The following is a 473-nucleotide window of genomic DNA, read 5'->3' as shown; positions in this document are numbered from 1 at the left end:
GACACTCGTTTAAGCGATCATTCGGACTTCAAACGCCTCTGGGCTGATCATCCCTATAGCACTGTGCCGTCGTTGCTTGTTGTAGTCCAGTTCGATGTATTCAAACACCTGGCGTCTCATCATATCTCGCGTTTTAAAGTTCTCGCCGTGGATCGCTTCCACCTTGAGGCTGTGAAAGAAGCTTTCGGCACAGGCGTTATCATAACAGTTGCCTTTCGCGCTCATACTGCACTTGAGTTCATGTCGCGTCAGTAGCGACTGATACAGCGTCGAACAGTACTGACCACCTCGATCTGAATGGACGATCACGCCTGTTGGCATTTTACGTTTCCATAGCGCCATTTGTAGTGCATCACAGACAAGATCTGCCGTCATACGCTCGCTCATTGCCCAACCAACGACTTTGCGAGAGTAAAGATCAATTAGCACAGCAAGATAAAGCCAACCTTCACCCGTCGCCAAGTAGGTGATAT

At 49.0% G+C, this 473-nt stretch carries 1 protein-coding gene; it reads right to left on the bottom strand.

The window, feature by feature from the left end:
• Positions 1 to 9 precede the first annotated feature (9 nt).
• Positions 10 to 473 (bottom strand): IS3 family transposase (locus ACT3TC_RS17130; protein WP_444641159.1); only part of this gene is annotated, 464 nt, incomplete at its 5' end.

It is taken from the genome of Halomonas sp. AOP27-A1-41, assembly GCF_052378605.1.
GTDB lineage: Bacteria > Pseudomonadota > Gammaproteobacteria > Pseudomonadales > Halomonadaceae > Vreelandella > Vreelandella citrativorans.
The sequence above is the reverse complement of the archived record's forward strand: the minus strand, read 5'-3'. Positions and strand labels throughout refer to the sequence as shown.